Here is a 5,946-nt window from a genome sequence, read left to right on the forward strand (position 1 = left end):
CGCTCTGCTATTTCCAGAATTTTTAGCCCAAAGCGCTTCTTAGTATTTCATTATGCTTTTATTAGATGCGTTTGCCCTGTAGCAGTTCCCAGTTGTTGTAAGTCTGGGCAAAGACACTGGCGATCGCTTCCTCAATAAACCGTTCTTCATTGAGGAAGATAACAATCCCAGAAACGAGAGGTTTGTCCACGATCGTTTCACTTTTGCTGACTGTCTTCATTGCGATCGTCACTAGTAGGTTTTTGACAAACGTAGTGCAACCACTCGCTATCTCTATCTAAAGAATTAATATCAACGAACTGGGCTTGGCGATTGAGAATAGCAATGTTTTTAAAACCGATATTTACAAGCTGCTTTACCTGCTCTTGCTTTCTAATGTAATATGTCAAATGTCCGAATCCGGCTAAAAGATCGCTAAGAATTTCATATGTATCAGTGTGTATCTGATACTTTCTTACTTTCAAATAACTCATAACGTTAAAAAGATTTCTTGCGATCGCTCGCGGACGTTTCATGTCGTACTTATTAAAGGCAGTGACAATTTTGCGATCGTCTAAATTATGGCTGGAAAATGCAAATATTCCGCCACTTTTTAAAACTCTATAAATTTCTTTCAATGTTTTTATTCTCTTTTCATGCGACATGCAATCTATGCCATTAAATGAAAAAATGATAAAATCAAAGCTTTCCCCATCAAACATATGCATATCGCTAGCATCACCATGTATGAAATTTAGAGAGCTATGCCATTTTTGACACGCTTTCACCATTTCCATCGAATAATCAATCCCCGTATAATTTGAGGTTAGTTCGCTTAATGCGATCGCTGTTCTCCCACCACCACAACCAACATCAAGAATCGCCTTATCTTTGATATGCTGCTCGTACTTTTCAAAAATAGTTTTTTCTTCTATCCATAAGTCTTTTTGCGTGCATATATACTCTTTAACAGTACTTGGCTTTTCATATAAGGTTTGATTAAACAGATCGATTGACATAATTCATGTCCTTTGTTAAATGTTGTATTTGTCAACTTCATTAAAGTCGAAAATTTTCTTTTAACTCAGATTGTTGTAATTGTTTGTTTTTTACGGGCGCGATTACCCATAACTAGAGTTTTTTTATTCTCCTGACTCCTGACTCCTGACTTCTGGCTCCTTTTTCTGTAAAACAGCAGGTAAATTTTCCCAGTTTTGACCGTACTCGCGAATGCAAGCAGATAACCAGCGTTCTAAACCAAAAGCCACACAACCTGTATAGGCTGGTTCTCCGGTGCAGTCTTGAATGTTAAAGCGATCGCCAAAAAATTTACGGTGAAAGTTGAGCGAAGTAATTGCCAAGCGATCGCGATAAAGAAATTCATATTTTAGCGGTTCTAATTTTTGTAAAATCAGTGCGGGATCGCGTTTGTCAAAGAAAGGATCGGTGGCTTCGCGAAGTTGAAAAGGTAATTTAGCCTGGTCGAGTATTTCTGTAATCAACTGACGGTAGGTATTGAGAAAATTTCGGACTGTCTCTTGACGACCGATACAGACGATTTCTCTCATATGAAAAGTCCACTGTCGTTCGCCTGCTTTATAGATTGACTCTTGGCGGAAACAGGGGGAACAAACGGTAATGAAAAGGTCATTTTGCAGTTTTTTGTTGCTCAGGTGGTTGTAAACTGCGTAGCAAGCTGCTGACGGTAATACGTAGCGTGCTGGCGTAAGGTAATTTTGGTCTACTTCGGTCAGCCTTTCGTTTCTGGTGGAATCGACAAACCGCTTCATTCCCTCATTGTTACTGTCGATTTGCGTTGTTAGGGTAGCTAAGTGTGGAAAAGAGCTGAAGTAGTCAGCCAAATCAAGGGAATAAACCGATAGTACTGGCGGAAAGGAATACTCAATTGCTCCTACTACTTCTGCCCAGCTACAAAACAAGGCATCAAGTCGCCGTCGCAGTTCTACCTGAGAACCCTGTAGGGTTAGTAGCCCTGCGTCAGAATTAAAGCAACTGTAGATATTTTCTGACTCTAGTGAAGCAAAAGTTTCCGATGACATTACTAGCTTAAACCTCCGAGCGTCAAATATTATTTTTGGGCGAGTTTAGTTTTCACAAACTCACTTAAACTCGCGATTGATTGAAAATTTTCGGGTTGAAGGTCTTCGTCTTCTACAGTTATGTCAAATTCAGTTTCTACAAAAGTCATTAATTTGACAATACCTAAAGAGTCAACAATATCGCTGCCTAAGAAAGTTTCATTCTCGCCGAGCGATCGCTCGTTTGCCTGTGGGAATTCCTCCAAGATAAATTGGCGAATCTGCTGTCCTATATTTTGATTTTTTTTGACAATCATTTTTACTCACTTATTCCACAAGTATTTTTTTTAAATGTATTCTTTATTTCGTACCAATATTTGGTTTCATGCCATAAACCACGCAATTCTTTTAAGTTACTCGGAATTAAACTAAAATTTAATAAAATAAGTTCTGAGTATAAATTATCAATTTGAGCTAGTTTTAAGCTAGAAGACCTGTAAAGTTTGGGAAAACTAAACGGTAAATCGTAACTGAATGGTAATTTGAACGGCGCGATGAGCCGCGAATCTACCACAACTAAAGGAATACGACTGTGCCTGATTATTTCAGAACGGATTGCGCCGCTGTACTGCGAAAATATTTGAATATTGCTGATGTATTGAATGTAGCAGTGTGAAAGAAATGCTTGTTTCACTATAGTATATATGACGTAGCAATAATTTTTGCCATTGTCAATTAATAAATGATAGCAGTTATTCTAACTGCTATGGTCTTGAAATAATTTTAAATCTTGTTTTGAGAACTGCTCTGCTATTTGAGGTTTTTCTTGAGATAGGTGAACTATCTCGATCGCACTCCTATTTCTGCCGCTAACTGGTAGTAATACACGTAGCTTTGAATCTAATCTTTTAAATCCTAGCTTTTGCAGGATTTCGATCGCTCTAGGGGCTGGACTGAGATCTGTCAGCGTACAATCTTTTAACCTCAAAACGGGTAGAAGTAACGATAGACTGCGATCCCTATATTGCGGTTTGACTATCCAACTATGAATGTTACAAAAATTCTCAACGCGATCGGCGATCGCTCTACGACTAAAAATTAATCCTAAAAAACCAACAACTTCTTTGCCATCAAACAATCCATAACCGCAATAATCTTCCGCCTGCCAATTATAATCAAAAACGTTTCTCCAATTAACTTGAGCATTTAAATCTAAAAGTAAAGGAAAAACCTCTTCATACATCGAACGATCTATTTTTTGGAGTGAAACCATATTGTTTCTCAACTGAAATTAGCCTACATTAGTAGACCATTGGTATCGCAGCAGGCAAGTCGCCCAACTGCGAGGAGGTGACTTACCCGAGCCATAAATATCGTAAGCTTCTACATCAAAACATGTGGCATATTCAATACAGTCAAGCAGAATTTCACCTCTGAGTAACTCCAGTTCAACGCGACATCGCCCTGGTGTCAGATACATTGGTTCTGTAATGCAAGTCACCGTACCTTCAGCAGGAAGAAGCTCGGGAACTCCTCCTACAACATTACTATCTAGGGCAAAAATGGCATATTCATTGTTGTAATCGTAGATAGTGACTAAAAGTCGTGGTGAGTAAATTGGTTTTTCACTACGGTAGCCGATGGTGAGTTTTAGGCGGCTAATCGAACAAATAACTTTATTTCCATCGCCATCTTCAATATTAATAAAAGTTAATTTTGCGCTGCCATCTCCAGAGCGATCCTGTCGCTGTTCCAATATAGTTGAATTGAGTTGTGTTAGCGATCGCAAGGATAATAGATATTGCTCGATGACATCACCTGAATTTCCTTGAGCCGCTATACTTCCGGCTTTGAGTAAGCAAGCTTTAGCACACAAAGCTTGAACCATTTGCATATTATGACTGACAAATAAAACCGTCTGACCTTCTTGAGTCGCTACATTTTCCATTTTACCCAAACACTTCTTTTGAAATGCTATATCTCCTACTGCTAAGACTTCATCGATAATTAAAATCTCTGGTTCTAGATGAGCGGCAACAGCAAATGCTAGTCTGACGTACATGCCGGAAGAATAGCGCTTTACGGGCGTATCTAAAAATTTTTCGACTTCCGCAAAAGCAACAATTTCATCAAATTTACTTTTAATTTCAACTTTACTCATTCCCAGAATTGCGCCGTTGAGATAAATGTTTTCTCTTCCTGTCAGTTCTGGGTGAAAACCCGTTCCTACTTCTAAAAGACTAGCAACTCGACCTTTAATTCGGATTTTACCTTTGGTTGGTTCGGTAATGCGGCTTAAAACTTTTAGTAGTGTTGATTTTCCGGCTCCGTTTCCACCGATAATACCAACGCACTCGCCCTGCTTAACTTCAAATGAAACATCCTTGAGCGCCCAAAATTCTTCGCGAGTTGGTTTAAATTTGTGCGTGCGTTTGGGCGTTAATATTCTTTGAGTTAAAGACTTGGTTTTCTCAGTAATTTTTTCTCGCAAATTAGTATATCCACCTGCTTGCTGCGCTAGCAGATATTTTTTTCCCAACTGCTCGACACGAATAACGGTTTGTGACACGATCTATTCCTACAATTTAAATCACGTCTGCGAAGGTGCGCTCCGTGCGTCGAAAATACCAAATACTGCTAGTCAGTAAGAGTAAAACTAAGCCTACGCTCAGAATTAATCCTGGTAGGTAAAGTTGAGCTTCTCCCCCTAAAATTGCCCAACGGAACCCATCAATCACCCCTACCATCGGATTTAGAGAATATAGCAATCGCCACTGTTCGGGAACGATATTGCTACTAAAACCTACAGGCGAGATGTATTGACCGACTTGAACGAGAAACGGTACGACATGGCGAAAATCTCGATATTCGACTGTTAAGGCTGCTAACCATAGACCAGCACCTATTGCCGCAGCAAAGGCGATCGCAGTAAATAAAGGTAGTGTGAGAATTCGCCAATCAGGTACGAAATTGTACCATGCCATTAAAGCTAGTAATATCATACCAGAAATTAAAAAATCTATAAAGCAGACCACAACTGCACTTACGGGAACGATTAAGCGAGGAAAATAAATCTTAGAAATAATTTGAGAGTTCGTAATTAAGCTATTGCTACACTCGGTCAGGGCATTCGCAAAAAATTGCCAGGGTAGCATTGCGGCGAACACCATAATCGGGTAAGGCACGTTTCCTTCTGAGGGCAATTTAGCCAAAACGCTAAAAACTACTGTCAGCACGATCGTAGTGAGAAACGGTCGAATCAGCGCCCAGAGAATACCGATCGCGGTTTGTTTGTACCGAACCAAAATATCTCGCCAAGCGAGGAAATATAATAATTCGCGATAGTCCCAAACATCTCGCCAATACTGACTTTCAGTTTTGCCTGCTTCTAATACGATCTCGCGCGTTTTCATGTTGATGAAGGGTGGAAGTCGGAAATCGAAGGTTACAGAGCGCTAACTATCCTTTGTAGAGACGTTACATGTAACGTCTCTACATTGACAACCGATCCATTACCCATTACCTATTACCATTTCACCTACTAGAGACTACTGTGGTATCGAGATTGTCTTGACTTTGAGAATGGAAGGAACTGTAAGGTCGATTTTCGGACGGAACGCTATTGGCAACAACTCCCAGCACTGTCTGACAGGAACATTTGAGAGCCTCTCTTGCCGCAGCTGCATTAGTATAATCGACCACCCCTAGCCTAGCGACCAACAAAATTCCATCGGTAATTTTTCCTAGAGTCAGAGCATCTGCCGCTACTACCAAAGGCGGAGCGTCGATGATGACGAAATCGTAGCGATCGCTTAAAGAACTAACCAATGCAGCCATTCGCTGTGAGTCGATTAAGGCGGTTTCTATCAAACAGAATACCAGTTGAGCTAAGATGCAATTATGCGCTCAACCTTGTAGGAGCAAAGCC

General features: G+C 40.1%; 8 protein-coding genes. All 8 read right to left on the reverse strand.

Annotation, left to right across the window (positions count from 1 at the left end; all coding sequences use genetic code 11):
- Window positions 1-61: 61 nt before the first annotated feature.
- The 8 genes from DSM107010_RS42665 to DSM107010_RS36375 all read right to left on the reverse strand — a co-directional run bounded on the left by DSM107010_RS42665 (window position 62) and on the right by DSM107010_RS36375 (window position 5,855).
- Window positions 62-190 carry a glycosyltransferase gene (locus DSM107010_RS42665; RefSeq protein ID WP_277871369.1) on the reverse strand — a complete coding sequence of 43 codons (129 nt, stop codon included), beginning with the start codon at window positions 188-190 and terminating at the stop codon, window positions 62-64.
- Between the two features lie 7 nt (window positions 191-197).
- Window positions 198-998 carry a class I SAM-dependent methyltransferase gene (locus DSM107010_RS36345; RefSeq protein ID WP_127025298.1) on the reverse strand — a complete coding sequence of 267 codons (801 nt, stop codon included), beginning with the start codon at window positions 996-998 and terminating at the stop codon, window positions 198-200.
- A 123-nt stretch (window positions 999-1,121) separates the two neighbouring features.
- The gene (locus DSM107010_RS36350; RefSeq protein WP_127025300.1) at window positions 1,122-2,039 is read right to left on the reverse strand and encodes an aminoacyl--tRNA ligase-related protein; all 918 of its coding nucleotides are present in this window, start codon (window positions 2,037-2,039) and stop codon (window positions 1,122-1,124) included.
- Between the two features lie 29 nt (window positions 2,040-2,068).
- Window positions 2,069-2,335: an acyl carrier protein gene (locus DSM107010_RS36355; RefSeq protein ID WP_106170539.1), complete on the reverse strand. Its 267-nt coding sequence runs from the start codon at window positions 2,333-2,335 to the stop codon at window positions 2,069-2,071.
- A gap of 440 nt (window positions 2,336-2,775) precedes the next feature.
- Window positions 2,776-3,291, reverse strand: coding sequence for a hypothetical protein (locus DSM107010_RS36360; RefSeq protein ID WP_127025303.1), 516 nt, complete (start codon window positions 3,289-3,291; stop codon window positions 2,776-2,778).
- Window positions 3,292-3,309: 18 nt separating this feature from the next.
- The gene (locus DSM107010_RS36365; RefSeq protein WP_106170531.1) at window positions 3,310-4,587 is read right to left on the reverse strand and encodes an ABC transporter ATP-binding protein; all 1,278 of its coding nucleotides are present in this window, start codon (window positions 4,585-4,587) and stop codon (window positions 3,310-3,312) included.
- A gap of 16 nt (window positions 4,588-4,603) precedes the next feature.
- On the reverse strand, window positions 4,604-5,431 hold the full coding sequence (locus DSM107010_RS36370; protein ID WP_106170528.1) for an ABC transporter permease: 828 nt from the start codon (window positions 5,429-5,431) through the stop codon (window positions 4,604-4,606).
- A gap of 121 nt (window positions 5,432-5,552) precedes the next feature.
- Window positions 5,553-5,855, reverse strand: coding sequence for a tyrosine-protein kinase family protein (locus DSM107010_RS36375; protein ID WP_199756015.1), 303 nt, complete (start codon window positions 5,853-5,855; stop codon window positions 5,553-5,555).
- Between the last annotated feature and the right edge of the window lie 91 nt (window positions 5,856-5,946).

Source organism: Chroococcidiopsis cubana SAG 39.79, from assembly GCF_003991895.1.
Lineage (GTDB): Bacteria > Cyanobacteriota > Cyanobacteriia > Cyanobacteriales > Chroococcidiopsidaceae > Chroococcidiopsis > Chroococcidiopsis thermalis.

Coding starts and splice junctions, on each gene's coding strand:
- DSM107010_RS36345 (WP_127025298.1), bottom strand. CDS start 998: ATGTCAATCGATCTGTTTAATCAAACCTTATATGAAAAGCCAAGTACT.
- DSM107010_RS36350 (WP_127025300.1), bottom strand. CDS start 2,039: ATGTCATCGGAAACTTTTGCTTCACTAGAGTCAGAAAATATCTACAGT.
- DSM107010_RS36370 (WP_106170528.1), bottom strand. CDS start 5,431: ATGAAAACGCGCGAGATCGTATTAGAAGCAGGCAAAACTGAAAGTCAG.
- DSM107010_RS36375 (WP_199756015.1), bottom strand. CDS start 5,855: ATGGCTGCATTGGTTAGTTCTTTAAGCGATCGCTACGATTTCGTCATC.
- DSM107010_RS36360 (WP_127025303.1), bottom strand. CDS start 3,291: ATGGTTTCACTCCAAAAAATAGATCGTTCGATGTATGAAGAGGTTTTT.
- DSM107010_RS36355 (WP_106170539.1), bottom strand. CDS start 2,335: ATGATTGTCAAAAAAAATCAAAATATAGGACAGCAGATTCGCCAATTT.